General features: G+C 73.6%; 28 protein-coding genes. 11 read left to right on the top strand and 17 right to left on the bottom strand.

All coding sequences use genetic code 11. The features are described from left to right. Positions 1-14: 14 nt before the first annotated feature. The 4 genes from HDA32_RS12290 to HDA32_RS12275 all read right to left on the bottom strand — a co-directional run bounded on the left by HDA32_RS12290 (position 15) and on the right by HDA32_RS12275 (position 3,061). The gene (locus HDA32_RS12290) at positions 15-1,292 is read right to left on the bottom strand and encodes an APC family permease (protein ID WP_179643316.1); all 1,278 of its coding nucleotides are present in this window, start codon (positions 1,290-1,292) and stop codon (positions 15-17) included. Between the two features lie 350 nt (positions 1,293-1,642). Continuing rightward, positions 1,643-1,921: a DUF1876 domain-containing protein gene (locus HDA32_RS12285; RefSeq protein ID WP_179643315.1), complete on the bottom strand. Its 279-nt coding sequence runs from the start codon at positions 1,919-1,921 to the stop codon at positions 1,643-1,645. Positions 1,922-2,002: 81 nt separating this feature from the next. Next, positions 2,003-2,182, bottom strand: coding sequence for a DUF1918 domain-containing protein (locus HDA32_RS12280; RefSeq protein WP_312863153.1), 180 nt, complete (start codon positions 2,180-2,182; stop codon positions 2,003-2,005). Between the two features lie 123 nt (positions 2,183-2,305). Continuing rightward, positions 2,306-3,061 carry an SDR family oxidoreductase gene (locus HDA32_RS12275; RefSeq protein ID WP_179643313.1) on the bottom strand — a complete coding sequence of 252 codons (756 nt, stop codon included), beginning with the start codon at positions 3,059-3,061 and terminating at the stop codon, positions 2,306-2,308. Between the two features lie 188 nt (positions 3,062-3,249). Between HDA32_RS12275 and HDA32_RS12270 the strand changes: the two genes are divergently transcribed. From HDA32_RS12270 to HDA32_RS12250, 5 genes are all read left to right on the top strand, one after another. Continuing rightward, complete coding sequence (locus HDA32_RS12270) at positions 3,250-3,888, top strand: class I SAM-dependent methyltransferase (protein ID WP_179643312.1); 639 nt, start codon at positions 3,250-3,252, stop codon at positions 3,886-3,888. 94 nt (positions 3,889-3,982) lie between these two features. Continuing rightward, positions 3,983-4,558 carry a TrmH family RNA methyltransferase gene (locus HDA32_RS12265; protein ID WP_179643311.1) on the top strand — a complete coding sequence of 192 codons (576 nt, stop codon included), beginning with the start codon at positions 3,983-3,985 and terminating at the stop codon, positions 4,556-4,558. A gap of 343 nt (positions 4,559-4,901) precedes the next feature. Beyond that, on the top strand, positions 4,902-6,296 hold the full coding sequence (locus tag HDA32_RS12260; protein ID WP_179643310.1) for a hemolysin family protein: 1,395 nt from the start codon (positions 4,902-4,904) through the stop codon (positions 6,294-6,296). Further along, positions 6,293-7,312 (top strand): hemolysin family protein, encoded by a 1,020-nt coding sequence (locus HDA32_RS12255; protein WP_179643309.1) that lies wholly within the window; start codon positions 6,293-6,295, stop codon positions 7,310-7,312. The genes HDA32_RS12260 and HDA32_RS12255 overlap by 4 nt, the downstream gene beginning before the upstream one ends. 451 nt (positions 7,313-7,763) lie before the next feature. Next, positions 7,764-8,696 carry a DMT family transporter gene (locus tag HDA32_RS12250; RefSeq protein WP_312863152.1) on the top strand — a complete coding sequence of 311 codons (933 nt, stop codon included), beginning with the start codon at positions 7,764-7,766 and terminating at the stop codon, positions 8,694-8,696. Positions 8,697-8,831: 135 nt separating this feature from the next. On the opposite strand, the gene HDA32_RS12245 is transcribed toward HDA32_RS12250, so the two are convergent. The 3 genes from HDA32_RS12245 to HDA32_RS12235 form a co-directional block, all read right to left on the bottom strand. Beyond that, positions 8,832-9,254, bottom strand: a complete 423-nt coding sequence (locus HDA32_RS12245; RefSeq protein WP_179643308.1) for an organic hydroperoxide resistance protein — start codon at positions 9,252-9,254, stop codon at positions 8,832-8,834. 2 nt (positions 9,255-9,256) lie between these two features. Next, a complete protein-coding gene (locus tag HDA32_RS12240; RefSeq protein ID WP_179643307.1) occupies positions 9,257-9,775 on the bottom strand; it encodes a MarR family winged helix-turn-helix transcriptional regulator in 519 nt (172 codons plus the stop codon). An 85-nt stretch (positions 9,776-9,860) separates the two neighbouring features. Then, entirely contained in the window at positions 9,861-10,241 is a 381-nt protein-coding gene (locus tag HDA32_RS12235) for a MarR family winged helix-turn-helix transcriptional regulator (RefSeq protein WP_312863151.1), read from the bottom strand. A gap of 184 nt (positions 10,242-10,425) precedes the next feature. Here HDA32_RS12235 and HDA32_RS12230 point away from each other — a divergent pair, with 184 nt between their 5' ends. The 3 genes from HDA32_RS12230 (at position 10,426) to HDA32_RS12220 (ending at position 12,061) form a co-directional block, all read left to right on the top strand. After that, on the top strand, positions 10,426-11,526 hold the full coding sequence (locus HDA32_RS12230; protein ID WP_179643305.1) for an NAD(P)-binding domain-containing protein: 1,101 nt from the start codon (positions 10,426-10,428) through the stop codon (positions 11,524-11,526). Between the two features lie 98 nt (positions 11,527-11,624). Beyond that, the gene (gene rpmG, locus HDA32_RS12225) at positions 11,625-11,789 is read left to right on the top strand and encodes a 50S ribosomal protein L33 (RefSeq protein WP_179643304.1); all 165 of its coding nucleotides are present in this window, start codon (positions 11,625-11,627) and stop codon (positions 11,787-11,789) included. Positions 11,790-11,815: 26 nt separating this feature from the next. After that, entirely contained in the window at positions 11,816-12,061 is a 246-nt protein-coding gene (locus HDA32_RS12220) for a type B 50S ribosomal protein L31 (protein ID WP_179643303.1), read from the top strand. 55 nt (positions 12,062-12,116) lie between these two features. Here HDA32_RS12220 and HDA32_RS12215 read toward each other — a convergent pair whose 3' ends face one another. Genes HDA32_RS12215 through HDA32_RS12205 form a run of 3 tightly spaced genes read right to left on the bottom strand, consistent with a single transcriptional unit; the run spans position 12,117 to position 14,949 of the window. Next, positions 12,117-12,947 carry a citryl-CoA lyase gene (locus tag HDA32_RS12215; RefSeq protein ID WP_312863150.1) on the bottom strand — a complete coding sequence of 277 codons (831 nt, stop codon included), beginning with the start codon at positions 12,945-12,947 and terminating at the stop codon, positions 12,117-12,119. Further along, the gene (locus HDA32_RS12210; protein WP_179643302.1) at positions 12,944-14,161 is read right to left on the bottom strand and encodes a CaiB/BaiF CoA transferase family protein; all 1,218 of its coding nucleotides are present in this window, start codon (positions 14,159-14,161) and stop codon (positions 12,944-12,946) included. The genes HDA32_RS12215 and HDA32_RS12210 overlap by 4 nt, the downstream gene beginning before the upstream one ends. Then, positions 14,158-14,949, bottom strand: a complete 792-nt coding sequence (locus HDA32_RS12205; RefSeq protein ID WP_179643301.1) for an IclR family transcriptional regulator — start codon at positions 14,947-14,949, stop codon at positions 14,158-14,160. Before HDA32_RS12205 ends, HDA32_RS12210 begins: the two co-directional genes overlap by 4 nt. A 357-nt stretch (positions 14,950-15,306) precedes the next feature. On the opposite strand from HDA32_RS12205, the gene HDA32_RS12200 reads away from it, so the two are divergent. The 3 genes from HDA32_RS12200 to HDA32_RS12190 are packed head-to-tail and all read left to right on the top strand — an operon-like array spanning position 15,307 to position 18,433. Continuing rightward, positions 15,307-16,296 carry a Bug family tripartite tricarboxylate transporter substrate binding protein gene (locus tag HDA32_RS12200; protein ID WP_179643300.1) on the top strand — a complete coding sequence of 330 codons (990 nt, stop codon included), beginning with the start codon at positions 15,307-15,309 and terminating at the stop codon, positions 16,294-16,296. Beyond that, positions 16,293-16,886 (top strand): tripartite tricarboxylate transporter TctB family protein, encoded by a 594-nt coding sequence (locus tag HDA32_RS12195; protein WP_179643299.1) that lies wholly within the window; start codon positions 16,293-16,295, stop codon positions 16,884-16,886. Before HDA32_RS12200 ends, HDA32_RS12195 begins: the two co-directional genes overlap by 4 nt. 23 nt (positions 16,887-16,909) lie before the next feature. Continuing rightward, complete coding sequence (locus HDA32_RS12190; RefSeq protein WP_218883010.1) at positions 16,910-18,433, top strand: tripartite tricarboxylate transporter permease; 1,524 nt, start codon at positions 16,910-16,912, stop codon at positions 18,431-18,433. Between the two features lie 63 nt (positions 18,434-18,496). On the opposite strand, the gene HDA32_RS12185 is transcribed toward HDA32_RS12190, so the two are convergent. The 7 genes from HDA32_RS12185 to HDA32_RS12155 form a co-directional block, all read right to left on the bottom strand. Next, positions 18,497-19,225, bottom strand: coding sequence for a DUF1295 domain-containing protein (locus tag HDA32_RS12185; RefSeq protein ID WP_179646642.1), 729 nt, complete (start codon positions 19,223-19,225; stop codon positions 18,497-18,499). A gap of 71 nt (positions 19,226-19,296) precedes the next feature. Beyond that, a complete protein-coding gene (locus tag HDA32_RS12180; protein ID WP_179643297.1) occupies positions 19,297-20,601 on the bottom strand; it encodes a class I SAM-dependent methyltransferase in 1,305 nt (434 codons plus the stop codon). A 4-nt stretch (positions 20,602-20,605) separates the two neighbouring features. After that, positions 20,606-21,865 carry a class I SAM-dependent methyltransferase gene (locus HDA32_RS12175; RefSeq protein ID WP_179643296.1) on the bottom strand — a complete coding sequence of 420 codons (1,260 nt, stop codon included), beginning with the start codon at positions 21,863-21,865 and terminating at the stop codon, positions 20,606-20,608. Further along, positions 21,862-22,647 carry a DUF1365 domain-containing protein gene (locus tag HDA32_RS12170; RefSeq protein WP_312863149.1) on the bottom strand — a complete coding sequence of 262 codons (786 nt, stop codon included), beginning with the start codon at positions 22,645-22,647 and terminating at the stop codon, positions 21,862-21,864. Before HDA32_RS12170 ends, HDA32_RS12175 begins: the two co-directional genes overlap by 4 nt. Next, complete coding sequence (locus HDA32_RS12165; RefSeq protein ID WP_179643295.1) at positions 22,644-23,936, bottom strand: NAD(P)/FAD-dependent oxidoreductase; 1,293 nt, start codon at positions 23,934-23,936, stop codon at positions 22,644-22,646. The genes HDA32_RS12170 and HDA32_RS12165 overlap by 4 nt, the downstream gene beginning before the upstream one ends. A gap of 525 nt (positions 23,937-24,461) precedes the next feature. Further along, a complete protein-coding gene (locus HDA32_RS12160) occupies positions 24,462-25,199 on the bottom strand; it encodes an anti-sigma factor (protein ID WP_179643294.1) in 738 nt (245 codons plus the stop codon). Beyond that, on the bottom strand, positions 25,196-25,804 hold the full coding sequence (locus HDA32_RS12155) for a sigma-70 family RNA polymerase sigma factor (protein ID WP_179643293.1): 609 nt from the start codon (positions 25,802-25,804) through the stop codon (positions 25,196-25,198). The genes HDA32_RS12160 and HDA32_RS12155 overlap by 4 nt, the downstream gene beginning before the upstream one ends. Positions 25,805-25,855: the final 51 nt, after the last annotated feature.

The raw sequence follows: 25,855 nt of genomic DNA, 5'->3' as shown, positions 1-25,855 counted from the left end.
CCCGGCGCCCCGGGCTACCCCCGCACCGCCCACCAGCGCCGCACCAGCCACACCAGCGCACCCACCGCGATCACCGCAGCACCCCACAGCACCGACTCAAACGGCAGGCACAACGCCAGCACCACACACCCCACCAGGCCCACCACCGGCACCGCCAACGGCGGCCGGTTCTCACTGGGCCCCAACCGCAGCGCCGAAGCATTGGCCACCGCGTAATACAGCAGCACCCCGAACGCCGAGAACCCGATCGCGCCCCGCAGATCCACCGTCAGCACCAGCACGACCACCACCGCGCCCACCGCGGCCTCCGCCCGATGCGGCACACCGAACCGCGCATGCACCGCCCCCAGCGCCCGCGGCAGATGGCCGTCGCACGCCATCGCCGACACCGTCCGCGACACCCCCAGGATCAGCGACAGCAGCGCCCCCAGGCTCGCCAGCGCGGCCCCCACCGCCACCACCGGCACCAGCCACGACAGCCGGCCCGCGGCCACCGCGTCGGCCAACGGCGCCGAACTGTCGGCCAACCCCCGCGGCCCCAGCACCGCCAGCGCCGACGCCCCCACCGCCAGATAGACCGCCAGCGCCACCACCAGCGCGACCGTCACCGCCCGCGGAATCACCCGCTGCGCGTCGCGCACCTCACCGCCCAGCGTCGCGATCCGCGCATACCCCGCGAAAGCGAAGAACAGCATCCCCGCCGCGGCCAGCACCCTCGACAACCCGTGCCACTCACCGGCCACGGCCAGCCGCGACGCCTCGGCGCCGCCCCCGGCCAGCGACCCCACCACCACCGCGGCCAGCGCCACCAGCACACCGGCCAGCAGCACCCGCGTCAGCCACACCGACTTGCGCACACCCCGGTAGTTCACGCAGGTCAGCACCACCACCGCCGCAGCGGCCAGCCACCGCTCGTACCCCGGCCACACGTAGGCGGCGAACGTCAGCGCCATCACCGCGCACGAGGCGGTCTTGCCCACCACGAACGCCCACCCGGCCAGGTAGCCCCACACCTCACCCAGCCGCCGGCTGCCATAGACATAGGTGCCGCCCGACTCGGGGTGGCGCGCCGCCAGCCGCGCCGACGACGTCGCGTTGCAGTAGGCCACCACCGCGGCGATCAGCAGCGCCAGCGGCAGCCACGCACCCGCCAGCCGCGCGGCCGGAGCGAACACCGCGAACACTCCCGCGCCGATCATCGCACCGAGTCCGAGCACGACCGCGTCGCCGACGCCCAGGACCCGCGCGGGCCGGGTCGAAGGTTCTGGGGAATTCGAGGAAGAGGAGGTCACGGCGCTGAGTGTGCCCCATTGGGATCACGCCGGAGTGAACGACTCACCCGTTGCGCAAGGCCGAAGCTGGCCGAAATCCGCGCCCGGCGACCATTTCGCGCCCGCCCGGACACGGAGCGTGTCCGACTGCTGGCTTTGCTGTTCGTTCTGTGATCTTTTACTGATTCTGGAGAATACCGGCCACCTTTACAGCGTAGATCTTAGGGAGATCGGAGTTCCCTCCGAACGGCGAGCGCGGCGCCGCCGACGGCCCGGCCCGCAGGCCCGCCGCCGTCGGCGGCGCCGCGCTTTCCCCCGGGGGTCCGCGCGCCTGCGCCGCCCCCTCTCCCCTGTGGCGCCCCGCGACCGGCTCAGCCCTGCCGCGGCACGCCGATGCCGGAGTCGGAGATGTCCTCGGCGGCCACCTGCCGCAACTGGCGCGCCAGGTCCGACAGCGCCCGCGAGACCGCCAACTCCTCCCCGATCTCGGGGACGTCCATGTCGGCCGGGTGCTTGCGCGCCATCCCGTGGCCGCGCAGGTTCGACCCGTCCCCCGAAGCCAGGCCCGCCTCGGCCCAGGTCCGGGCGGTGTCGCCCTCGGTCTCCTCCGACACCAGGATGTCCACGTTCCACCGCTTCGTGGTGTGCACCAGACTCACCCTCCCCCGCGGCCGCCGGCCCCGCCGCGACGGCGCGCCCGCGGCCATCGATCACGACGAACCCGCACGGTCTCACCCGTGCTCGATGTGGGCGTCCGGCCCCGGATAGACCAGCACCTCGTGGCCGTCAGGGCCGTCCTCCCAGCGCACCTGGTAGGGCGGATCCCCGTCGCTGCCCCGCACGGCGACGACCACTCCGGTCCTGCGATGGGTGTCATCGCGGGCGCCTTCGACCACCAATCGGTCTCCCACCTGCGCCTTCATCGGCACTCACCCCCCGATAACGCCGACATCCCCATCCTGCGCCCAGACCCCGCCGATCGCAATGCCCCCGCCCCGCGCGCCCGGACCCCGGGCGCGCGGGGCGCTTCCCGGCTACTCCACGCCGGCGCTCAGGGTGCGGCCGCCGTCCAGGGTGTGCACCTGGCCCGTCACCCACGCCGCGTCCTCGGAGGCGAGGTAGGCGATCGCCGCGGCGATGTCCTCGGGCGCACCGAGGCGGCCCAGCGGGTAGCCCGAGGCCACCTCCTCTTCGTTGTCGGCGTACAGGGCGGTCGCGAACCGCGTCTTGACCACCGCGGGCGCCACCGCGTTGACCCGGATGCCGGGCGCGAGCTCATAGGCGAGCTGGTAGGTCAGGTTGATCAGCGCGGCCTTGCTCGCGCCGTAGATCCCGATCCCCGGGGAGGGGTGCTGGCCGGCCAGGGAGGCCACGTTGACCACCGAGCCGCCGTTGTCCTTCATCCAGGCGTGGTAGGCCGCGCTGACCCAGGAGGCCGCCGCGATCACGTTGATCTCGAAGATCTTGGCCATGGCGGCCGGCTCCACGTTGACGACGGCGTCGAAGATCGGGTTGGTGCCGGTGTTGTTGACCAGCACGTCGATGCGGCCGAACGTGGCGAGGGTCCGCTCGATCACGTCGGCGCGGTGCTCGGCGTCGTGGGCCTTGCCCGCGATCCCCAGCGCGTCGGCCGGGCCGCCCAGTTCGGCGACGGCCTTGTCCAGCGGCTCGGGCTTGCGCGCGGTGATGACGACCTTGCCGCCCTCGTCCACGATGCGCTGGGCCGCCGCCAGCCCGATCCCGCGGCTGGCGCCCGTGACGATGGCGACCTTCCCGTCGAAACGTCCCACGGAACTCTCCTTCACCCACGTTGAATTCACCTTCGGGGGCACCACAGTACCGACCAGCCGGTCTGTAGCCGAGACCGGCCGACCGACTCGCCCGCGCGCCACCGCCCAAAGCCGCCGCACCGCAGGCGATCAGCGCAGGTCGCGGCGGTGGCCGCGGGCCCAGCCGGCGCCCCTGGTAGCGTCACCGCGTGACGCAGCACTACTTCAACCCCGACCCCGACGCGCACAGCCGGCCGGCGACCGTCGACCTCGTCCTGCCCGACCTGCACCTGCGCCTGGGCACCGACCGGGGCGTCTTCTCCCCCGACAAGGTCGACCTGGGCACCCGCGTCCTGCTGGAGAGCGTGCCGGCCCCGCCGCAGCAGGGCCGGCTGCTCGACGTCGGGTGCGGCTACGGCCCCATCGCCCTGGCCATGGCCGCGCGCGCTCCGCGCGCCTCGGTGCTGGGCGTCGACGTCAACGCCCGGGCGCTCTCCCTGGCGGTGAACAACGCAGAGAGCAACCACCTTGACAACGTAAGGTTCTGCTTGATCGGGGAGGACGGCGCCCCGGCCCCCGGCACCGCGGACGACGCCGCGCCCACCCTGGCCGGCCCCTTCGACGCCATCTGGTCCAACCCGCCCGTCCGCGTCGGCAAAACCGTCCTGCACGGCCTGCTGCGCACCTGGCTGGGCCGCCTCTCCCCCGCCGGCGCCGCCCACCTCGTCGTGCAGAAGAACCTCGGCGCCGACTCCCTCCAGCGCTGGCTGGAGCAGACCGGCCACCCCACCGAGCGCGTCGCCTCCCGGGCCGGCTACCGGATCCTGCGCGCCACCCGGGCCGACTGACCCGGACCGCTCCCCTACACACGGCGGTTGACGTGCCGGTATCCTGGTTCCCGGCATCCGTCGCACGAGTCCAGATTTGAGGAACGCACACCAGGTGAGCACGCAGCTGCGCCCCACCGACGTCAAACGACTCAACCGCCAGTGGCGCAGGCGCACCGAGGGCCGCATCGCCCTCATCGTCGAATCCGTCACCCAGCCGTTCAACCTGGGCTCCATCCTGCGCAGCGGCGCCGCCTTCGGGGTCGAGGCCCTCTGGCTCACCGGCAACGCCATCGACCCCACCCACCCCCAGGTCGGCAAGACCGCCCTGGGCTCCGAGGCCAAGCTGCACTGGGAGAGGCTGCGCGGCAGCGCCGAGGCCGCCCGGGCGGCCCGCGCCGAGGGGTTCCGCGTCGTGGCCGTCGAACTCGCCCGCGACGCCGTCCCCCTGCACGAGGCGCCCCTGGAGGGCGACGTCTGCCTCGCCGTGGGCGCCGAGGACCACGGCTGCTCCCCCGCCCTGCTCGCCGAGGCCGACGCCCTCGCCTACATCCCGCAGATCGGCCGCGTCGGCTCGCTCAACGTCGCCGTCGCCACCGCGATCGCCATCGCCGAGACCCGCCGCCGCGAATGGCAGGACCCTGACCGGGCCGCCGCCACCGACGCGGCCGGCGCCGAAGTCATGAACTGAAGCGGCCCCGCCCGCGAGGGCCCCGCAGCCCGGCCCGATCCGGCCCGCGGGGGCCGCCTTTCGGCGCACCCGCCCCGCCGCAGCGCAGCGGCGACGCAGCGGGCTCCCCGGGGGGCTTGCAGGAAACTTGGCCCGCTCCCATGATTCAAGCAGGGGCCCTCGGGAACTTCTCAACCCCAATGACCGTATTCACCTACACCCGACGATTTGAGAGAGGACCATTGGACCCGTCCCGAAGTAGCGGCAACGTCCTGGCCGGACGTTGCTCCTCCGAATCCGACGAACCTCCTTCACCACCTAGCGCACGCACCGAGACCATCCGCTCCGAGGCGGTGCGCGCGTCATGAGCATCGTCCTCAACATCCTCCTCGGAGCACTGGTGGTCCTGCTGATCACCGCCGCGACGGGCTACTTCGTCGCCCAGGAGTTCGGCTACATGGCGGTCGACCGCTCCCGCCTGAAGGCCAGGGCCGCCGCCGGTGACAGCGGCGCCAAGCGGGCCCTCGACATCACCGGCCGGACCTCCTTCATGCTCTCCGGCGCACAGCTCGGCATCACCGTCACCGGACTCCTCGTCGGCTACGTCGCCGAACCGATGATCGGCGCCGGCGTCGGCGAGCTCCTCGGCGGCGTCGGCGTCCCCCTGGGCGTCGGCATCGCGACCGGAACCGTGCTGGCGCTGCTGTTCTCCACCATCGTGCAGATGGTGTTCGGCGAGCTGTTCCCCAAGAACCTCGCCATCGCCCGCCCCGAACCGGTCGCCCGCTGGCTGGCCCTGTCCACCGGGATCTACCTCAAGGTCTTCGGCTGGATGATCTGGCTGTTCGACCAGGCCGCGATCCTGCTGCTCAAGGCCGTGCGGATCGAACCGGTCGAGGACGTCCAGCACGCCGCCACACCGCGCGACCTGGAACGGATCGTGGAGGAGTCCAGGGAGAGCGGCGACCTGCCCGCGGAGCTGTCCACGCTGCTGGAGCGCACCCTGGACTTCCACGACTCCACCGCCGAGCACGCCATGATCCCCCGGCCCCAGGTCAGCTCCGTCAGCGCCGACGAGCCGGTCACCCGGGTCGTGGAGCTGATGGCCTCGGGCCACTCCCGCTTCCCGGTCCTGGGCGCGGGGCTCGACGACATCATCGGCGTGATCTGCCTGCGCGACGTCTTGGAACTGGGCGAGCAGGACCTGCAGGAGGTGCTGGTCAAGGACGTGGTGCGCGAGGCCGTGATGGTGCCCACCTCGCTGCCGCTGCCCGTCGTGCTGGAGCAGTTGCGCGAGAACGGCGAGGAGTTCGCCTGCGTGGTCGACGAGTACGGCGGCCTCGCCGGCGTCATCACCATGGAGGACATCGCCGAGGAGCTCGTGGGCGAGATCGCCGACGAGCACGACCCCGAGGACCAGGGCGAGGCGCGCGTCGGCGACGACGGCTCCTGGCTGCTGCCCGGCGCCCAGCACATCGACGAGGTCGAGCGCCTGCTCGGCCACGACCTGCCCGAGGGCGACTACGAGACGATCGGCGGACTGGTCATCAACGAGCTGCGCCGGCTGCCCGAACCCGGTGACACCATCACCGTGGAGCTGCCCCGCCACCCCGGCGCCGACGACGGCGAACCCGACCGCAGCGTCACCGTCACCGTGGAGGCCGTCGACCGGCACGTGCCCGAATCGGTGCGGATCAGCCTCGCCGAGGCCTCCCCCGACGACGAGAGCGCCGAGACCGACAAGGAGGTGCGCGCATGAGCGACATGAACCCGTGGCTGGCGATGGCCATCTCCGTCGGCATCATCGCGCTCAGCGCGTTCTTCGTCGCGATCGAGTTCGCGCTGGTGGCGGCGCGCCGTTACCGGCTGGAGGAGGCCGCGGAGAGCAGCGTCTCGGCGCGCGCGGCGCTCAAGAGCGCCCGCGACCTGTCGCTGCTGCTGGCCGGCTCCCAGCTCGGTATCACGCTGTGCACGCTGGCGCTGGGCGCCATCACCAAGCCGGCGGTGCACCACCTGCTGGAGCCGCTGTTCCACGGCTGGCTGCCCGAGGCCCTGGCCTACCCGATCTCCTTCGTCGTCTCCCTCGTGGTGGTGACCTTCCTGCACCTGGTCGTCGGCGAGATGGCGCCGAAGTCCTGGGCGATCTCGCACCCGGAGAAGTCGGCGACACTGCTGGCGGTGCCGATGCGGGCCTGGATGTGGCTGACCCGCCCGGTGCTGGTGGCGCTGAACGGGATGGCCAACTGGTGCCTGCACCGGATCGGCGTGGAGGCCGTCGACGAGGTCTCCTCCGGGCACAACCCCGACGACCTGCGCCAGCTGGTGGACCACTCCGCCAAGGCCGGTGCGCTCGACGAGGAGCGGCGCGACCAGCTCGCCACGGCGCTGGAGGTCAACTCCCGCCCGCTGCGCGAGATCATCACCCCCAGGGAGGACCTGGCCGGCGTCGGCGCCGACGCCTCGCTGGAGGAGATCAAGCGGGTCTCGCGCGAGACCGGGCACCTGCGCCTGGTCGTGCGCGACGCCGAGCAGCCGCTGGGCGTGCTGCACGTGCGCGACGCGTTGACCAGCGACCCCGGCACCACCGCCGCCGACCTGATGCGGCCGGTGCTGACCCTGGAGGCGGTCACGCCCATCTACGCGGCCCTGAGCATCATGCGCGAGAGCCGCAGCCACCTGGCCCTGGTGGAGGACAGGGGCGGCCTGCTGGGACTGGTCACCCTGCAGGACATGCTCGATGAGCTGCTGCTGACCGAGCACCAGAGCGCGGCCTGAAAAGCCCCTTCCGGGCCTGGCGCGACCGGCGGCGGCCGGCACCTCTCGGGTGCCGGCCGCCGGCCGTTGAATGAGGTCGGCACTCACCGCGGTCACCGAGACCGTGCTCACGCCGGCCGCGGCGAGTCTCCCCGTACCCTGCGGCTCACGAGCAGGAGTCGCATTCACCGACGGCCAGTGCGGCTGTGCCGGCGGTTGTGCCATGAGCCCGGCCATGTCGGAGCAGACCCACTCCTCGCACGTCAGGAAGGCTCCCCATCCGGAGGACCGCCGCTCCACGCTGGCCGTTCCCCCCCTAGCGGGGAGACGTCCACCGAGCGCCTCCAGCGGACGCGGGAAGAACCAGTGGGAATGCGCGGGTCGGCCGCGGTGTTGAGTCCGTGCGGACCGACTCCCCCGACAGTGGAAAGGCGCCCCATGGCGATGCGGACGGGCCGGCAGGACGTGGACCGTGGGTGAGGCGCGGCGCGGGGACCGCATGTGGGCGGTGGCGCTGGCGGCCGGCCTGTGGGGGACATCGGCGCTCATGCGCGAACCCCTGGCGCGGGACCTGCCCGCCCCCACCATCGTCGTCTTCGAGCACCTGGTGATCGTGGCGTGCCTGTCGCCGTGGATCTGGCCGGCGCTCAAGGCCCTGGCCTCGGCCGGCGTGCGGGTGCAGGTCGCGATGGTCGTCATCGGCGGCGGCTCCTCGGCGCTGGCCACAACGCTGTTCACCGCGGCCTTCACCGTGGGCGACCCGGTCACGCCGCAGGTCCTGCAGAAGCTGCAGCCGGTCTTCGCGATCGTGCTGGCGCTGGTCCTGCTCGGCGAACGCCTCACCCCGCGCTTCGCCTGGTACGCGCTGCCCGCGCTGGCCGGGGCGTGGGCGCTGGCCTTCCCCGACCCCTTCGCCGTCAGCGTGCACGACGCCCAGGCCGCCGGGCTGGCCGTCGGCGCGGCCCTGCTGTGGGCCGCCGGCACCGTACTGGGCCGCCTGGTCGGCATCCGGCTGTCGTTCATGCACGTCACCGCGTTGCGCTTCACCATCGCGCTGCCGGTCGCCCTGGTGCTCGCGGTGAGCTCCGGGGCGCCGCTGGCCATCGGCGCCGGCCACGTCCCGCTGCTGGTGGCGCTGGCGCTCGTCCCCGGCCTGCTGGCCTTGGCCCTGTACTACTGGGGGCTCGGCCGCACCGCGGCCAGCCGCGCCACCCTGGCCGAGCTGTCCTTCCCGCTGGTCTCGGCGCTGGTCGGCGTCACCGTCATGGGCGCGGGCCTGACCTGGAGCCAGTGGGCGGGCGCGGCGGTGGTACTGGCCGCGGTCACCGCGATGGCGCTGAGCCGCTCGCGCACCCGCCCCGGCGGCGTCGTCGACCCCGCCCGCGAGGAGCCGGTGCCGGCCTGAGGCACATCGGCGCGGCCGTGTGACCGCGGTAGCGCGGTCGGCGGGGCGCGCGGACCCCTTTTCGGTCGCGAAAGCCGACGGCCCCGGCCGCACGGGGGATGCGGCCGGGGCCGGTGCGCGCTCGGGCGCGGCCCTTTAGTCGGTGACCGTGTTGAGGGTGACCTCGATGTTGCCTCGGGTGGCCTTGGAGTAGGGGCAGTTGCGGTGGGCCTTGGCGACCAGGCCCTCCGCCGCGGCCCGGTCCAGGCCCGGGACCGTGACGTCGAGGGTGACGGCCAGGCCGAAACCGTCGTCGCCCTTGCCGATGTCGACCCGCGCGGTCACCGAGGTGCCGGTGAGCTCGACCTTGTCCTGGCGGGCCGCGCCCTTGAGCGCGCCGTGGAAGCAGGCGGCGTAGCCCACGGCGAAGAGCTGCTCGGGGTTGGTGCCCGGCCCGTCGTCGCCGCCCATGCCCTTGGGCACCGACAGGTCGACGTTGAGGCGGCCGTCGTCGGAGCGGCCCTTGCCCTGGCGGCCCTCGCCCTCGACGGTGCCTTCGGCGGTGTAGACAACCTTCATGGTCAGCCTCTCTCTTCGGGGATCGTGCGGGGGTCGGCCGACGGCGCCTGCCCGGCTCCCTCGTGGAGCTCCCGCGCCGCCGCGCCGACCGTTTCGGTGAGATGACCGAGCAGGTCGCGCAGCTCCGTCACGCGCGCATCGGGCAGGTCCACCGCGCGCAGCACGCACTCGGGGACCTCGACCGCGCGCTCGCGCAGCGCGGCGCCGGCCCCGGTCAGGGCGACGCGGACGACGCGCTCGTCCTCGCCGGCGCGCCGGCGCCGCACCAGACCCGCGCCTTCGAGCCTGCGCAGCAGCGGAGACAGGGTGCCCGAGTCCAGCCGCAGCGCGGCTCCCAGCTCCTTCACCGACACCTCCTCGTGCTCCCACAGCACCAGCATCACCAAATACTGCGGGTAGGTGAGGCCGAGCTCGGCGAGCAGCTCGCGGTAGAGCCCGGTCAGCGCGCGCGACGCCGCGTAGACGGCGAAGCAGAGCTGGTTGTCCAGCGAGAGCAGCTCTGCTGCGGGACGCTGGGGCATGGCGCCGATGCACCTCCTCGGTCGGGATTGAATTTAGCACAACTGAGTTGCGCACAATTGAATAAAGTCGACAAAGTCATCACCTTTACGACGTAGATTCACTCGATTCGCTCTGCCCGGCCTGCGCCGCGCGCAGCTTGTCCGAGAGCATGCGCAGGGTGTGCAGCTCATCGGCTGTGAGCGCGCCGCCGACGTAGCGGTCGATGGCGGCGACGCGCTCCACCAGCCCCTGCTCCTCCATGCGCTCCACCAGCCGGCTCAGGCTCGGCTGGGTCAGCAGGATGGAGTCGTTGAGATCGCGCAGCCGCGCCCGGCCGCGCGGGCACCGCTTCAGCGTGAAGAGCACGTCGTAGACGCGCATGGAGACCTCCGCCTCCCGGAAGTCCTCCTGGAAGCGGCGCATCAGCGCCACCTGCGCGCGGGCCAGCGACTCCCACGCCTCCTCGGCGAGCCTGTTCCCGGGCACCACCCTGCCCCTTTCCCGTCGCTTTTCCGGCATGATCCCACCCGGGCCCCGTCAGCGGCGCCGACGGGAACCGGCCGGGGAATAACGGTGCGGCCCCGGTGTTGACGCGCATGCGAACGCATGGGGGCGGCGGGGAGCCCCGCGAGCCGGGGACCCGCCCGCCGCGCGGCAGAAGGGGGCGACCGTGGCCGCGACCGCGCACGAGGTCGACATCGCCGTCATCGGCGCCGGGCAGGCCGGGCTGGCCTCGGGCCACTTCCTGCGCCGGCGCGGCCGCACCGGCGCCCGCGACCTGGTGCTCCTGGACCGCGGCCCCGGCCCCGGAGGGGCCTGGCAGCACGTCTGGCGGTCGGTGCGGCTGATCTCGCCCCCGGGCCACACCCGGCTGCCGGGCCTGGCCTGGGAGCGCCCGTTCGCGGGCCCGCCCGGCGGCCCCGAGGTCAGCGCCTACTTCGCCGCCTACGAAAAGCACTTCGACCTGCCGGTGCGCCGCCCGGTGCGGGTGCGCCGGGTGCGCAACGACGGACCCGGGGTGGACACCACCCGCGACACCCCGCTGCTCATCGAGACCGACGCCGGGACCTGGCGGGCGCGCGCCGTCATCAACGCCACCGGCACCTGGGACTCCCCCTTCGTCCCCGCGGTCCCGGGTGCGGCCGGCTTCGGCGGCCGCCAACTGCACGCCGCGGGCTACGACTCCCCCGAGGAGTTCGCCGGGGCACGAGTCGTCATCGTCGGCGGCGGCCACTCCGCGCTGCAGATCCTGGCCGAGATCTCGGCGGTGGCCGAGACGACCTGGGTGACGCGGCGCCCGCCGGAGTTCCGCGAGGCCTCCCCCACCGACGCCGACCTGGTGGCCGTCACCGACCAGGTGGCCGAGCGGGTGGAGCGGGGGCTGCCGCTGCGCAGCGTCGTCAGCTACACCGGGCTGGTCTCCACCCCGGAGGTCGAGGCCGCCCGCGAGCGCGGCGCCCTGACCGCCCGCCCCATGTTCGACCGGGTCACCCCCGACGGCGTGGCCTGGGCCGACGGCACGCACGTCGCCGCCGACACCATCCTGTGGGCCACCGGGTTCCGCCCGGTGCTGGGCCACCTCGCGCCGCTGCGGCTGCGCGGACCGCTGGGCGGGATCGAGATGCGCGACACCCGCACGGCGCTGGACCCGCGCGTCCACCTGGTCGGCTACGGCCCCTCGGCCAGCATGATCAGCGCGCACCGCGCCGCAGCCCACGCCGCGCGGACCCTGGCGGCGGGCCGCCCCGGACGCACCGGCGCGGCCCGCTGAAATCGACCGCCATTCGAGGGAATGAAAACGGTTATCATTGCCTTATATGGGGTGGGACCGAGCGCCCCGGTGACAGGTCACAGGAGAAGGGAACCGCCATGGCGCGCGACACTCAGCGGCCCGTGGTCAAGCTGCGCTCCACCGCAGGCACGGGCTACACCTACGCCACCCGCAAGAACCGCCGCACCAGCCCCGACCGGCTGGTGCTGCGCAAGTACGACCCCAGGGCCGGCCGACACGTGGACTTCCGCGAAGAGCGCTGAGCCGCACCCGCACAGGAGGAACCAGGATGAAACCAGGCATCCACCCCGACTACCGCCCGGTGGTCTTCCGCGACCGCACCGGCGACCTCGCCTTCCTCACCCGCTCCACCGCCGCGAGCGACCAGACGGTGGAATGGGAGGACGGCCGGACCTACCCCGTCATCGACGTCGAGATCTCCTCGGCCAGCCACCCGTTCTACACCGGCCGGGGCCGCGTCATCGACACCGCCGGACGGGTCGAGCGTTTCCGGCGCCGCTACAACCGCGCCTGAGCCCGCCCCGCGCGAAGCGCTCCCCGGTCCACTCGGGCCGGGGAGCGCCGTGCGTTCAGCGCCGCGGCACCGCGCGCGCGGCCGGACCGGTGTAGCCGGCCAGCAGCCGGCGCGGGATGGGCCCCTTGATCCTGGCGCCGCCCTGGCGCTCCTCCCAGGCATGGGCCAGGACGCCGACCGACCGGGAGAGCACGAACAGGCCCCGGCCCAGCTCAGGGGGGAATCCGAGCTCGCAGTAGACGACGGCGGTCGCGCCGTCGATGTTCATCGGCACCGGGCGCTCGCGCCCGGCCGCCAGCGCCCGCTCCAGCTCCTGCGCCAGCGCCAGGTGGGTCCCGCTCACCACACCGGCTTCGGCGGCCTCGGCCACCAGGCCCAGCAGCGGGTCGCGGCGCGGGTCGCGGGGGTGGAAGCGGTGGCCGAATCCGGGGACGTAGCGCCCGGCCGCGCGGTGCTCGGCCACGGCGGCGCGGGCCGCCTCGGCCGGATCCTCGCCCGCCTCTTGACGCGCCCGCAGCGCCTCCAGCAGCTCCATGCACTGCTGGCCCGCGCCGCCGTGCACGTCGCCGAGCAGGTTGACGCCGCTGGCCACCGCGTTGTTCAGGCCGACACCGCATGTGGCGGCCATCCTGGCCGCGGCGATCGAGGGCGCCTGCGGGCCGTGGTCCACCGAAGCGGTCAGCGCGGCCTCCAGCAGCGCCGACTGCCGCCCGGCGGGGAACTCCCCGCGCAGCAGCAGCCATATGGTGTCCACGAACGACGCCGCCCCGATCAGCTCCTGGACCGGGTAGCCCCGCAGTTCGATCTCACCGGGGGCGATGCGGGTCAGCGAGGTGCTCCACCAGCCCTCGACCTCCTCGCGCGCGATCGTCTCCTCCTGGCTCACGTGACTCCGTCCTTGCGCAGTGCGCTGATCTCGTCGTCGTCGAAGCCGAGCTCGGCGAGCAGCTGCTCGGTGTGCTCGCCCAGCAGCGGCGGGCGCGCCGCCGGGGCGCACCCCCGCCCGTCCACCCGGACCCCGCTGCCCAGGACCCGCAACCGGCGCCCCTGTTCACCGGGGAAGTCCAGCTCGTGCAGCAGTCCCCGCTCGGCGAGGTGGTCCAGGCCGAGAACCTCGGCAACGGTGAGCACCCGTGCGGCCGGGACGCCGGCGGCCGAGAGCAGTTCCTCCCACTCCAGCGCCGGGCGCGCGGCCAGCCCGGCCTCCAACTCCTCGCGCAGCGCCGCGCGGTTGGCCTTGCGCTCCTCGCGCCCGGCGAAGCGCGCGTCATCGACGAGGTCGGCCCGGTCCACCAGGCGGCACAGCGTCTCGAACTGCTCCTGCTTGTTGGCGGCGATGTTGAGGGCGCCCGATCCGGTGCGGAAGGTGCCCGAGGGCGCGGCCGTGGCGTTCTCGTTGCCCATCGGTTCGGGTTCCACGCCGGCGATGAGGTAGTTCGACACCGCCCAGCCCATCGCGGTGACCGCCGTCTCCAGCATGGAGACGTCGACGTGGCCGCCCTCGCCGGTGCGCTGCCGGCGTACCAGGGCCGCGCAGACCGCGAAGGCCGCGGCCAGCCCCCCAAGGGTGTCGGCGATGGGGAAGCCCGCGCGCAGCGGCGCGGCGTCGGGGTCCCCGGTCACGCTCATCATCCCCGAGAGGCCCTGGATCACCTGGTCATAGGCTGGGCGGTCGCGCATCGGGCCGCTCTGGCCGAAGCCGGAGACCGCGCAGTAGACCAGGCCGGGGTTGATCTCGCGCAGCCGCTCGGGGCCGAAGCCCAGGCGCTCCAGCACGCCGGGGCGGAAGTTCTCCAGCAGGACGTCGGCGCCGCGGATCAGCCGGGTGAGGACCTCGGCGCCGCGCTCGTCCTTGAGGTCGACGGTGATCGAGCGCTTCCCGGCGTTCTGGGCGAGGAAGGAGGCGCCCAGCAGCTCACCGTTGAGCCGGGCGTCGGCGCCGAGCCTGCGGGCGAGGTCGCCGGATCCGGGGACCTCCACCTTGACCACGTCGGCGCCCAGCAGCGCGAGCTGGTAGCCGGCGAAGGGGCCGGCCAGGACGTTGGTCAGGTCGAGGACGCGGACGCCGGCGAGCAGGCCGGCGGGCGGGGAGGGGGTCATCGGCGTTCTCCGGGGTCGGGGTCTGGTGCGCCGGCGGGGTCGAGTCCGATGTCGGAGACGCGGCGGGCCGCGCGGGTGACGGCGGTGGCGAACTCCGCGACCGCGGCGTCGGTGAACCGGGCGGTGGGCCCGCCCAGCGCGAGCGCCGCCTGGACCCGGCCCTCGGCGTCGGTGACGGGGGCCGCGACGCCGGAGGCGCCGGTCTCGCGCTCGCCGTGGCTGACGGCGTGGCCCTGACGCAGGGCCAGCGCCACCTGCCCGCGCAGGGCCTCGGCGTGCCGGGCGCCGTGGGGCGATGCCGCGGCGACCCGACGCAGCAGGGCGTCGTCGCAGCCGATCAGCAGGATTTTGGCCGCGGCCCCGGACCACAGCGGCAGCTCGTCGCCGACGTTGACGACGTGGCGCAGGTTGCGCGGCCCCTCCTGCTGGGCGACGCAGACGCGCGCGGCGTCGCTGCGCACGTAGAGGTTGACGGTCTCGGCGGTCTCGGCGACGAGTTCGCGCATGACCTGGCGGACCGCCTCGGGCACCTGCCAGGCCGCCCGGGCCAGGCCGGCCCATCGCAGCAGCCCCGGGCCGACCGCGATCCGGCCGTCGGGGCGGGTCCACAGCAGGCCGCGCTGCTCCAGCGTGGCGACCAGGCGCAGCACCGTGGTCTTGGCCAGCCCGCTGTGGTCGGTGAGTTCGCGGATCGAGCGGCGCTGGTGCCGCTCGTCGAACAGCGCCAGCAGGTCCAGGGCGCGCAGCACGCTGCGCACGCCCGATTCGGTCTCGCTGTCGGCCGCCACCGGGTCACCCCCTCACGGTTAGAGTCCATCGTGCAGACCATGTATACCATCTGATGGATCAATTGGTCCGGGAAGCGACGGTGCGGAGGCGTCCGCGGGGACCGCGGCGGGGGTCGCGGAGGCCTCGGATGCGGCCGGATCCCCGCGACCACAATGACGAAGACGATCAAAACGACCAAAAGATTTACCCAGTGGCAACGGGTGCGTCATGCTCGCGAAACGGAACGGCCGTGACCCAGGTCACCGAGCGGTGTGGCCCCGCCTTGACACGCCGACGTGTGACGCGCATCATGTGCCGGACCGAAAACGGACCCGAAAGTCCGCACAGTGGACCGCAATGACGGAAAGAGCGACCTGATGAGTAAACAGCGGATCCTGCGCGCCGTCGGCGCGGCCGCGGCGGCCGTCGTCATCGGCGCCGCCGTGGTCAACGCCGCGACGACCGGCGAGAACACCTCCGCGGCCCGCTCCAAGCTCACCATGATCGTCCCCGCCGCTCCCGGCGGCGGCTGGGACCTGGTGGCCCGCGAGTCCCAGAACGCCTACCGCGAGGGCGGGATCGTCGGCAACACCCAGGTCGTCAACGTCCCCGGCGCCGGCGGCACGATCGGGCTGGCCCAGGCGGTGCGCCAGGAGGGCAGGCCCAACACGATGATGGTGACCGGCACCGTCATGATCGGCGGCATCGTGGTCAACAACTCCTCCAACACCCTCGACGACGTCACCCCCGTCGCCCGGCTCGCCGACGACTACGAGGTCGTCGTGGTGCCCGCCGACTCCCCCTACGAGACCATGGACGACCTCGCGGCGGCCTGGCGCGAGGACCCCGGCGCCGTGGCCATCGGCGGCGGCTCGCTCGGCGGCACCGACCACCTGCTCGCCGCCATGGTGGCCCGCGACATCGGGGTGGACCCCCAGGAGGTCAACTACATCCCCTTCGCGGGCGGCGGCGAGGCGCTGACCTCCCTGCTCTCCGGCAGCGTCGACGTCGGCATCAGCGGCTACAACGAGTTCAGCGACCAGATCGAGGCCGGCAATGTGCGCGCCCTGGGCGTCTCCTCGCACGAGCGCGTCTCCGGCATCGACGTCCCCACGCTGGCCGAGCAGGACATCGACGCGGTGCTGCCGAACTGGCGCGGCGTCATGGCCCCGCCCGGCATCACCGAGGAGGAGCGGGCCGAGCTCACCGAGATCGTCACCGAGATGCACGCGACCCCCGAGTGGCAGGACACCCTCGAACGCAACCGCTGGGACGACACCTTCCAGACCGGCGCGGAGTTCGAGGAGTTCATGACCGCCGAGATCGACCGCATCACCACCGTCACCGAAGAACTGGGACTGGCATGAGCACCGACACCACCGCACCCGGCACGCAGCGGCCGGCATCCCCCGCATCTCGCTCAGGCTGGTGGCGAGGGCGCAGCGAACTGCTGGTCGCCGCCCTGGTGATCGCCATCGCGGCGTTCATCGGCGTCCAGACCGCCACGATGGCGGTCCCGCCCGGCACCGAATCCCCCGGACCGCGCTTCTTCCCCACCCTCGTCACCATCCTCATGGCCGGCGTGGGCGTGGCACTGGCCGTCCAGGTCGTCCTGCACCCGGCCCGGCCCCGGGAGGCCGACGGCACCCGGGACGGTGAGGCCGGCGAGGCCGGCGACGGCACGGCCTCCGAGCAGGCCCCCGGTGCGCCGCGCACCGACTGGAAGACGGTCGCGACCGTGGTCGCCTCCCTCGTGGTCTTCATCGTGGCGCTGCAGCCCGTCGGCTGGATCCTCTCCGCCGCGCTGCTGTTCTTCGGCGTCTCCTACGCGATGGGCAACCGCCGGATCCTGTTCGACATCACGGTCTCCCTCGTCTTCTCCTCCTTCATCCAGCTCGCTTTCGTCGCCGGCCTCGGCCTGAACCTGCCGGCCGGAATCCTCGGAGGCATCTTCTAGTGGACGCGTTCGATCACCTGCTCATGGGGTTCGCCCACGCGCTGACCCCGGAGAACCTGCTGTGGGCGCTGCTCGGCGTCATGCTCGGCACGGCCGTGGGCGTGCTGCCGGGCCTGGGCTCCTCCATGGCCGTGGCGCTGCTGCTGCCGGTCACCTTCCAGCTCGACCCCACCAGCGCCTTCATCATGTTCGCCGCCGTCTACTACGGCGGACTGTTCGGCGACTCCACCGCCGCCATCCTGATGAACACGCCCGGGCAGAGCTCGGCGATCGCCACCGCGATCGAGGGCCACAAGATGGCGCTACGCGGACGCGCGCCCCAGGCGCTGGCCACATCGGCCATCGGCGCCTTCATCGGGGCCGTGCTCTCAACGGCCCTGGTCGCGTTCTTCTCCCCCGCCATCATCGGCCTGGCGCTGCGCTTCGGCCCGGCCGAGTACTTCGCCCTGGCGGTGTTCGCCTTCGTCGCCACCTCCGCCGTGGTGTCGCAGTCGATGGTGCGCGGCCTGGTCGCGCTCGGCATCGGCCTGAGCATCTCCATGGTCGGCATCGACAGCCTCACCGGGGCCGAGCGGTTCACGCTGGGCGTGCCGCAGCTGTTCGAGGGCTTCAGCATCATCACCGTGACGGTGGCGCTGCTGGCGGTCGGCGAGGTGCTGCACGTCGCCGCCACCGTGCACACCGGCAACGGGGCCAAGGACACGCTGCGCCACTCGGGCACCCCCTGGCTCAAGCGCGCCGACCTGCGGCGCACCGCCCCGGCGTGGCTGCGCGGCACCGTGTTCGGCGTGCCCTTCGGCGTGATCCCCTCGGGCGGGTCGGAGATCCCCACCTTCCTCGCCTACGGCACCGAGCGCAGGCTCGCCCGGCGGCGCGCGGCCCGCGGCGGCGAGCCCGACGCCTTCGGCGAGGGCGCGATCGAGGGCGTGGCCGCGCCCGAGGCCGCAGCCAGCTCCACCGCGGGCACCGCCATGGGCGCCCTGCTCGGCCTGGGCCTGCCCACGTCGGCGACCGCGGCGATCATGCTGGCCGCCTTCCAGCAGTACGGGATGCAGCCCGGCCCGCTGCTGTTCGAACGCAACGGCGACCTGGTGTGGGCGCTGCTGGCCAGCCTGTTCGTCGGCAGCGCCATGCTGCTGCTGCTGAACCTGCCCTTCGCCCCGCTGTGGGCGAAGCTGCTGCTGATCCCCAAGCCCTACCTCTATGCCGGGATCACCGTGTTCTCGGCGCTGGGCGTCTACGCGGCGAGCTCATCGATGGCCGACCTGTGGCTGATGCTCGTCCTGGGACTGGCCGGGTTCATGATGCGCCGCTACGGCATCCCGTTGGCGCCGGTGCTGATCGCCGTCATCCTCGGCCCCGTCGCCGAGTCCGAGCTGCGCCGCGCGCTGGCCGTGGGCCAGGGCGACGTCTCGGTCCTGGTCGACAGCGGCATCACGGTGACCATCTACGGCCTGCTGCTGGTGATCGGCGGCTCCGTCGCCCTCGGGCGGCTGCGCGCCCGGCGCGCCGAGCGGGCGGCGCGGCCGGAGTCGCTGCCGCGCTGACACCGCTATCCGATGGAGCCCGCTCGCAGACCGCCCCCCTCTGGCGCTCTGCGAGCGGGCGGCTCAGCGGCGCGGGGGCAGCGGCACGAAGCCGCTGGTGCGCCGGACGTAGTCGGACCAGCCGGGGCGCCCGGACATGTGCTCCTCCAGCAACCGCTTGCCCGACCCCGCGACCAGCAGCCACGTCATCGCCGCCGGCGCGGGGAAGGTGAGCGCGCCGGGCCAGGGCTGGGCGGCGACGAGGAAGATCCCCCACCACACGCAGGCGTCGCCGAAGTAGTTGGGGTGCCGGGTCCAGGCCCACAGCCCCCGGTCCATGATCCGGCCCCGGTTGGCCGGATCGGCCCTGAACCGGGCCAACTGGGCGTCGCCGAGCGCCTCGAAGACCAGCCCCACCAGCCACAGGGCCGCGCCCGCCGCGGCGAGCGGCCCCAACTGCCCGCCGGTGTAGGCCGCGACCTGCACCGGCATGGAGATCAGCCACAGCAGCACGCCCTGGAGCCCGTAGACCATGCGCAGGGCGTAGGCGGTCGGGCTGCCCGGGGCCCCGGCCAGCAGCCGCACGTAGCGGGGGTCCTCCCCCCGGCCGCGGCCGCGCCGGGCGATGTGGACGGCCAGGCGCACGCCCCACACCGCGGTCAGGCCGCAGACCAGCCAGGTCCGCGCCGGGTCGCCGTGCCCGGCCGACATGACCGCCGTGACCAGGGCGACGACGGCGAACCCCGCGCCCCAGGCCACGTCGACCACGCTGTGGCGGCCCAGGCGCAGCGCGACGGCGAAGGTCACCGCCATCAGCGCGGCCACGGCGAGCGCGCTGATCGCGGCGTTGGCCAGGAACGGCACCGGAGCGAACAGCGGCTCGCTCACCGCGCGGTGTCGAGGTCGGCTCGGGTGGCGGGCATGCCGCTGCGCCCGTCAGGGGTGGGCCGCACGGCCAGAACCTGGTCCACGCCCATGCGCCGCTCCTCGAAGGCCAGCGCGCCGCCGACCAGGTAGAGCCGCCACACCCGCGCCGTCTCCTCGCCCACCAGCGCCACCACCTCGTCGAAGCGGCGCTCGAACTCGGCGTACCAGGCCTCGACCGTGCGCACGTAGTGCTCGCGCATCGCGTGCACGTCGCGCACCTCCAGGCCGGCGTCCTCCAGCAGGGCGACGGTTTCGCCGAGGGGGCGCATGTGCATGTCGGGGGCGATGTAGGTCTCGATGAACGGCCCGCCCCCGGGATGGGCGCCGCGCCGCGACATCTGCTGCACCAGCAGCCGGCCCCGAGGGCGCAGCAGCGCGTGCAGCCGGGCGGCGAAGGCCGGATAGTTGCGCCGGCCGACGTGCTCGCCCATCTCCACCGCCGCGATCGCGTCGAAGGGCTCCTCGTCGATGTCGCGGTAGTCGCTGAGCCGGACCTGGACGCGGTCCGCCAACCCCTGCTCGGCGACCCGGGCGCGCACGTACTCCCGCTGCCGGCTCGACAGCGTGACCGCGGTGACCCGGGCGCCGTGGCTGCGGGCGGCGTGCAGGGTGAGCGCCCCCCACCCGCAGCCGACGTCGAGGAGGCGGTCGCCCTCGGCCAGGCCCAGCTTGCGGCAGACGAGGTCGAGCTTGTCGACCTGGGCGTCGGCCAGGCCGTAGTCGGGATCGTCGCTGGTCCAGTACCCGCAGGAGTAGGCCATCAGCGGGTCGAGGAAGAGCCCGTAGAGGTCGTTGGACAGGTCGTAGTGGTGGGCGACGGCCTCGGCGTCGCGGCCGGGGGTGTTGACCCCGCCGCGCAGCCGCGCCTCGGCCTGCGGCGGGGGCGGCGGCACGCCGGGCAGGCCCAGGCTCAGCGCCAGGCGGGCCGCGCGCGCCCAGTCGGCCGGGCCCGGCAGCGAGGTGCCGTGCTCCCGGACGCTCGCCCACACCCTGCGGAACCCGTCGGCGAGGTCGCCCTCGACGTCGAGGTCCCCGCTCACATAGGCGCGGGCCGGCCCCAGTTCACCGGGCCGCGCCAGGATCCGGCGCAGCGCGTCGCGGTCGCGCAGCACCACCACGGGCGCGTCCTCGGGGCCGACCTGGCTGCCGTCCCAGGCCCGCAGCCGCACCGGCAGGACGCCGTTGAAGAACCGCTCGGCCAGGGGGGCGATGAAGTGGGCGGCGCCGCGCGGGCGCGCCGGGGTCGTCGGGGTCGGGGTCATGGGGCTACGCACGCTCCAGGATCAGTTGTTCGACGTCGAGCATGCCGGAGCGGAATCCGGCTTCGGAGTAGGCGAGGTAGAAGTTCCACATCCGCCGGAAGACGGAGTCGAAGCCCAGGGCCGCGACCTCGGCCTCGGCGGCGGCGAAGGCCTCCCGCCACAGCCGCAGGGTCTCGGCGTAGTCGGGGCCGAAGGCGTACCGGTCGACCAGGCGCATCGCGGTGCGCATGTCCACCTGCTCCTCGATCGCCCGCACCGAGGGGATCAGCCCGCCGGGGAAGACGTACTTGTGGATCCAGGTGTAGCCGGAGCGGGAGGCGCGCATCAGCTCGTGCTCCATCGTGATGGCCTGCAGCCCCACGCGTCCGCCCGGCCGGACCAGGCGGTCCAGCGCGGTGAAGTAGACCGGCCAGTACCGCTCCCCCACCGCCTCGATCATCTCCACGCTGACCACCGCGTCGAAGCGGCCGCGCACCTCGCGGTAGTCGCTGAGCCGGACCTGAACGCGGTCGGCGACCCCGGCCTCGGCGACGCGGGCGGCGGCCAGGTCGCGCTGCTGCGCCGAGAGCGTCACCGACACCACCCTGGCGCCGCGGCGCGCCGCGCGCACGGCCAGCTCGCCCCAGCCGGTGCCGATCTCCAGCAGTTCGGTGCCCTCGCCGACCCCGGTCAGGTCGAGCAGCCGGTCGATCTTGCGGCGCTGGGCCGCCGCCAGCCCGTCCGCGCCGGCCGGGTCCGCGGCGTCGAAGAGCGCGCAGGAGTAGGTCATCGTCTCGTCCAGGAAGAGCGCGAACAGCTCGTTGGACAGGTCGTAGTGGCGGTGGATGTTGCGGCGCGCCCCGGCGCGGGTGCCGCGGTCGGCGCGGGGCTGGGTGGGCAGCGCGACCGCGCGCAGCGACTGCAGCGGGCGCGGGACGAGTGCGCCGTAGCCGTCGGCGAACGCGGTGAGCAGCGCGGGCAGGTCGGGCGCCGACCAGTCGCCGGCCATGTGCGACTCGCCGAAGCCGATCAGGCCGTCGCGGCCCAGCCTGCGGAAGAAGTGGTCGGGGCGGTGCAGCTCCATCAGCGGCGCATCGGGGCCGCCCGCGGTCGGGAGTCCGCCGTCAGGCGTGCCGACCCTGATCGGCAGCCGCGCGAAGGCCTGCAGGGCCAGGGCCCGGGCGATGGGGGCGCGCAGCGTGCTGCGTGGCACGCGGGCCACGTCGGGCCAGCGCCGGGCGTCGACTCCGTCGGCGCACGGCGGGAGGGGGGTCGATGTCGTCATGCCGGGTTCCTCGCTTGCTGAACTGATGGTGTGTCCTTGCCCTGCCGGCCGTCGGCCGAGGGGGGCCTGGGCACGACGGGCAGGCCGCGCAGGAAGAGCCTGATGCCCTGGATCCGGATGCGCGCGGCGCCCACCAGGGGCGTCATCGGGTAGCGCAGCGCCAGCCGCAGCAGGGGGCCCAGCCGGGCGGGGCGCCGCCGGCCCCGCACCGAGGCCACGAAGGGGGCCGCGCCGGGGCGGTGCAGCGTGATGGTCAGCGCGAGGTCGGCGCCGGGCTCGGGCAGGCTGAGCCGGTAGTGGCCGTCGACCGGGTGGAACGGCGAGACGTAGAACTCCTTGGCCGTATCGGCCCGGCCGCGCGCGTCGGTGCGCAGCAGGTAGCGGTGGCGCTCGCCGTAGGTGTTGTGGACCTCGGCGATCACGCAGGCCAGTGAGCCGTCGGCGGCGTGGCACCAGTAGACGGTCAGCGGGTTGAAGACGTGGCCGAGCACGCGGGCGTGCGCCAGCATCAGCACCCGCCCGCCGACCGGATCGACGCCGTGGGCGCGCAGATGGTCCTCGACCTGGCCGCGCAGGCCGCGCGCAGGATCGCCGCGGTGGTCGGCGGCGTCGAACCCGGCCAGCCAGCGCAGCGGCCGCGGCAGGCGGGGCGGGTCGTCGACGTCGATCAGCCAGTAGTAGCCGCCGTAGTCGAAGGCGTTGCGGATCGGCGTGGAGCGCACGTGCCGGATTCGCGCCTCGTACAACGCGGCCGAGGGCCAGGAGGTGCGCCGCGGTCTCACCACCGCGTCCCCAGCGCCTCGGCGGCCGCGACGCCCGAGCGGCAGCCGTCCTCGTGGAACCCCCAGCCGTGGTGGGCGCCGGCGAAGGCCAGCACGGAGTCGTTGAGGTCGGGCAGCAGCCGCTGCGCGGCCAGGGACTCCGGGGTGTAGACGGGGTGGTGGTAGACCATGGCGGCCAGCACCCGGTCCTCGGGCACCGCGTCGGCGGAGTTGAGGCTGACCACGTAGTCGCTGCGGGCGTCGAGCCCCTGCAGCCGGTTCATGTGGTAGCTGACCCGCACCGTCTCGGCCGAGGCCGAGCACGACTGCAGCCGGTGGTTCCACGAGGCCCGGGCGGCCGCGGCGCGCGGGAGCAGGGAGGGGTCGGTGTGCAGCAGCGTGGGGTTGCGCGAGTAGCCGAAGGCGCCCAGCACCCGGCGCTGGGCGTCGCTGGGCCGCTCCAGCAGGCGCAGCGCCTGGTCGGCGTGGGTGGCGATGACGCCGGCGTCGAAGTGCTCCTGCGCGCCGTCCTCGGTGCGCACGCCCAGCCCCTCCGCTGTGCGCCGCACCGAGTGGACCGGGGTGGCGGTGCGCACCGAGGTGAGCTCCTTGGCCGCGCGCTCGACGTAGCCGCGCGATCCCCCGACGACGGTGCGCCAGCGGGGTGAGCCGAAGACCGAGAGCATGCCGTGGTTGGCCAGGAAGGCGAACAGGTAGCGCGCGGGGTAGTCCAGCGCCGTGCCGGGCGGGCACGACCACACCGCCGAGACCAGCGGCAGCAGGAAGTGCGACGTGAAGTAGCCGGAGTGACCGCACCGGCGGGCGAACTCGCCCAGCGTCGGCTCGGCCGCGCCGGTTCCGGGGGTCCGCAGCAGCCGGCGGGCCGCGCGGTGGAACCGCGGGATCTCGCCGAGCATGCGCAGGTAGCGCGGCCGGGCCAGGTTGCCCGCTGTGGGGAACAGGCCACGCAGGCCGCGGGCCCCTGCGTATTCCAGGCCGCAGCCCTCGCAGGTGACCGCCATGCTCATCTCGCACGGGCGGGTCCGCACGCCCAACTCGTCGAAGAGCCGGGTGAGCAGGGGGTAGGTCCTGCGGTTGTGCACGATGAAGCCGCTGTCGACCGCCAGGGGCGGGCCGTCGCCGTCGGGCACGTCGTGGGTGTGGGCGTGCCCGCCGAGGCGCTCCTCGGCCTCGAACAGGGTGACCTCGGCGCCTCCCCGTTGCAGGACATAGGCCGCGGTGAGCCCGGCGACCCCGGCACCGACGACGGCGATGCGGCGCCGCCCGGCCGGTTCTTCCGACTGCGTCATCGAATCCCTCGAGAAGTCGCGGATGTGTCACCCGTGATTCGAGGCGGCGACCGGGACGGATTGGTTCATTTTTGAAGGATCCGGACGGGCGTCGGCCCCACCGGAAGGAGCCGCACGGTGGGGCCGACGGTCTGGCGGGGCCGCGGCTTCGGGCCCGCATGGGGCGACTCGGACGCGCTGTCTCCCCGCTGGTCCTGACTTTGAGCTGCGACCTTGACCACCGCGGGTCTTTGAGCCCGACCGGAGGAGGGATCCACGGTGACCGGGCGGTCCTCTCGCGCGGCCGAAGGCCCCGCAGGGATCGCCCCGGCGCCGCGCCGCTCACGCCGCCACCCTGGGCACCGGACCGCGGTGTCGGTGTGTCAAAGGTGGCGGGTCCGCTTCGCGTGCGGGTGGGCGATTCTCTCGCGTGGCCGTCAGGCCCGTGGACGGAAATCGCCCACCCGCACGCCTGCTCCGTCCTGAAGCTGAGGTCAAAACTCACGTTAAAACGGTTGTCGGCCGTCGGTGGCGGACGACCGGTCCTCAGCCCTCCAGTTCCATCTGCATGATGGGGTCGCTGGTGGGCTGGGGGGATCCGCCCGCGGGTTCGATGGTGACCGCCACGCCCTCGGCCCCGTCCAGGCCCGAGGCCAGCAGCGGCACGGTCGAACCGTCGGAGTCGAGCCGGACCAGGCCGCCCGAGCGCACCGAGCCGTCGGCGTCGGCGAGCCAGAGCTGGTAGTCCCGGTCCTCCAGCGGGCGCAGGCCGTCGGCGGTGAACACCAGACCCCCCACGCTCTCGGCGGCGACCACCGTGGCCGAGACGCCCTCCTCGGGGCTGCCCGACACGTAGGTGGCGTCCGGCGCGGCCAGGATCTCGGCCACCGCCTGCTCGTTGCGGCGCAGCTCGTCGACCTGCCGGTCGAGGTTGACCGCGACGCCGCCCAGCACCAGCGCGATCAGCAGCGACGCCGCCAGTCCCAGCAGCATCGCCCTGTCGCGCCAGCCGCTGCGCCGGACCGCGATCTCAACGGGCGCGGGGGCGAGCTGGCGGGTGTGGGCCACCTCGGCGAGCACGCGCCGGCGCATCCCCTCGGGCGGCGCCTCCGCGGCCGCCGACCCCAGCAGCGCCGTCGTCTCGGCGAGCCCGCGGACCTCCTGGACGCAGGCCTCGCAGTGGACCATGTGCTCCTCGAACCGGCGCAGGTCCTCCGCCGGCAGGGCGTTGAGAGCGTAGGCTCCGGCGAGCGTGTGCAGGTCCTGGCGGAGTCCTCTACTCACCACTCCACCCCCAGGCAGTCGCGCAGCCGGATGAGACCGTCGCGCATACGGGTCTTGATGGTGCCCAGCGGCACCGACAGCAGGCGTGCGACATCACGGTAGGTGTATCCACCGTAATAAGCCAGTTTGACCGACTGCTTCTGAATGTCGGTCAGCGAGTCCAGGCAGCGGCGGACGCGCTCGCGCTCCAGCCGGCCGGTCACCTCCTCCTCCACCTCGTCGTAGGGCGTGGTGACCTCGGCGGCCGCGACCCTGGTCGCGCGGTCGGAGGCGGACTGCTCCGAGCGGACCCGGTCCACCGCGCGCCGGTGCGTCAGCGTCATGATCCAGGCCAGCGCGCTGCCGCGCCCGGCGTCGTAGCGGCAGGCGCTGCGCCAGACCTCCACGAGGACCTCCTGGGCGACCTCCTCCGACTGGGCCGGATCGCGCAGCACCCGGCGGATCAGGCCGTAGACCGACGGGGCGATCCGGTCGTAGACGTCCTCGAAGGCCCGCTCGTCCCCGCGGGCGACCTGCTGGAGCAGTTCGGCGAGATCAGGGCCCTTTGACACCGCCGCTTCGGCGGGGCCTGGTCCGGGCCACCGCTGCGGGGATTCCTCGTTCATCCGTGACTCTTTCCCTGGCGGACCGCTCATGGGTCCCGGATGGGCCCGCGT

Origin of the sequence: Spinactinospora alkalitolerans (genome assembly GCF_013408795.1) — a bacterium.
Lineage (GTDB): Bacteria > Actinomycetota > Actinomycetes > Streptosporangiales > Streptosporangiaceae > Spinactinospora > Spinactinospora alkalitolerans.
The sequence above is the reverse complement of the archived record's forward strand: the minus strand, read 5'-3'. Positions and strand labels throughout refer to the sequence as shown.

Coding starts and splice junctions, on each gene's coding strand:
- HDA32_RS12260 (WP_179643310.1), top strand. CDS start 4,902: ATGAGCATCGTCCTCAACATCCTCCTCGGAGCACTGGTGGTCCTGCTG.
- HDA32_RS12255 (WP_179643309.1), top strand. CDS start 6,293: ATGAGCGACATGAACCCGTGGCTGGCGATGGCCATCTCCGTCGGCATC.
- HDA32_RS12245 (WP_179643308.1), bottom strand. CDS start 9,254: ATGAAGGTTGTCTACACCGCCGAAGGCACCGTCGAGGGCGAGGGCCGC.
- HDA32_RS12240 (WP_179643307.1), bottom strand. CDS start 9,775: ATGCCCCAGCGTCCCGCAGCAGAGCTGCTCTCGCTGGACAACCAGCTC.
- rpmG (WP_179643304.1), top strand. CDS start 11,625: ATGGCGCGCGACACTCAGCGGCCCGTGGTCAAGCTGCGCTCCACCGCA.
- HDA32_RS12220 (WP_179643303.1), top strand. CDS start 11,816: ATGAAACCAGGCATCCACCCCGACTACCGCCCGGTGGTCTTCCGCGAC.
- HDA32_RS12210 (WP_179643302.1), bottom strand. CDS start 14,161: ATGACCCCCTCCCCGCCCGCCGGCCTGCTCGCCGGCGTCCGCGTCCTC.
- HDA32_RS12200 (WP_179643300.1), top strand. CDS start 15,307: ATGAGTAAACAGCGGATCCTGCGCGCCGTCGGCGCGGCCGCGGCGGCC.
- HDA32_RS12195 (WP_179643299.1), top strand. CDS start 16,293: ATGAGCACCGACACCACCGCACCCGGCACGCAGCGGCCGGCATCCCCC.
- HDA32_RS12190 (WP_218883010.1), top strand. CDS start 16,910: ATGGGGTTCGCCCACGCGCTGACCCCGGAGAACCTGCTGTGGGCGCTG.
- HDA32_RS12185 (WP_179646642.1), bottom strand. CDS start 19,225: ATGGCGGTGACCTTCGCCGTCGCGCTGCGCCTGGGCCGCCACAGCGTG.
- HDA32_RS12180 (WP_179643297.1), bottom strand. CDS start 20,601: ATGACCCCGACCCCGACGACCCCGGCGCGCCCGCGCGGCGCCGCCCAC.
- HDA32_RS12175 (WP_179643296.1), bottom strand. CDS start 21,865: ATGACGACATCGACCCCCCTCCCGCCGTGCGCCGACGGAGTCGACGCC.
- HDA32_RS12165 (WP_179643295.1), bottom strand. CDS start 23,936: ATGACGCAGTCGGAAGAACCGGCCGGGCGGCGCCGCATCGCCGTCGTC.
- HDA32_RS12155 (WP_179643293.1), bottom strand. CDS start 25,804: ATGAACGAGGAATCCCCGCAGCGGTGGCCCGGACCAGGCCCCGCCGAA.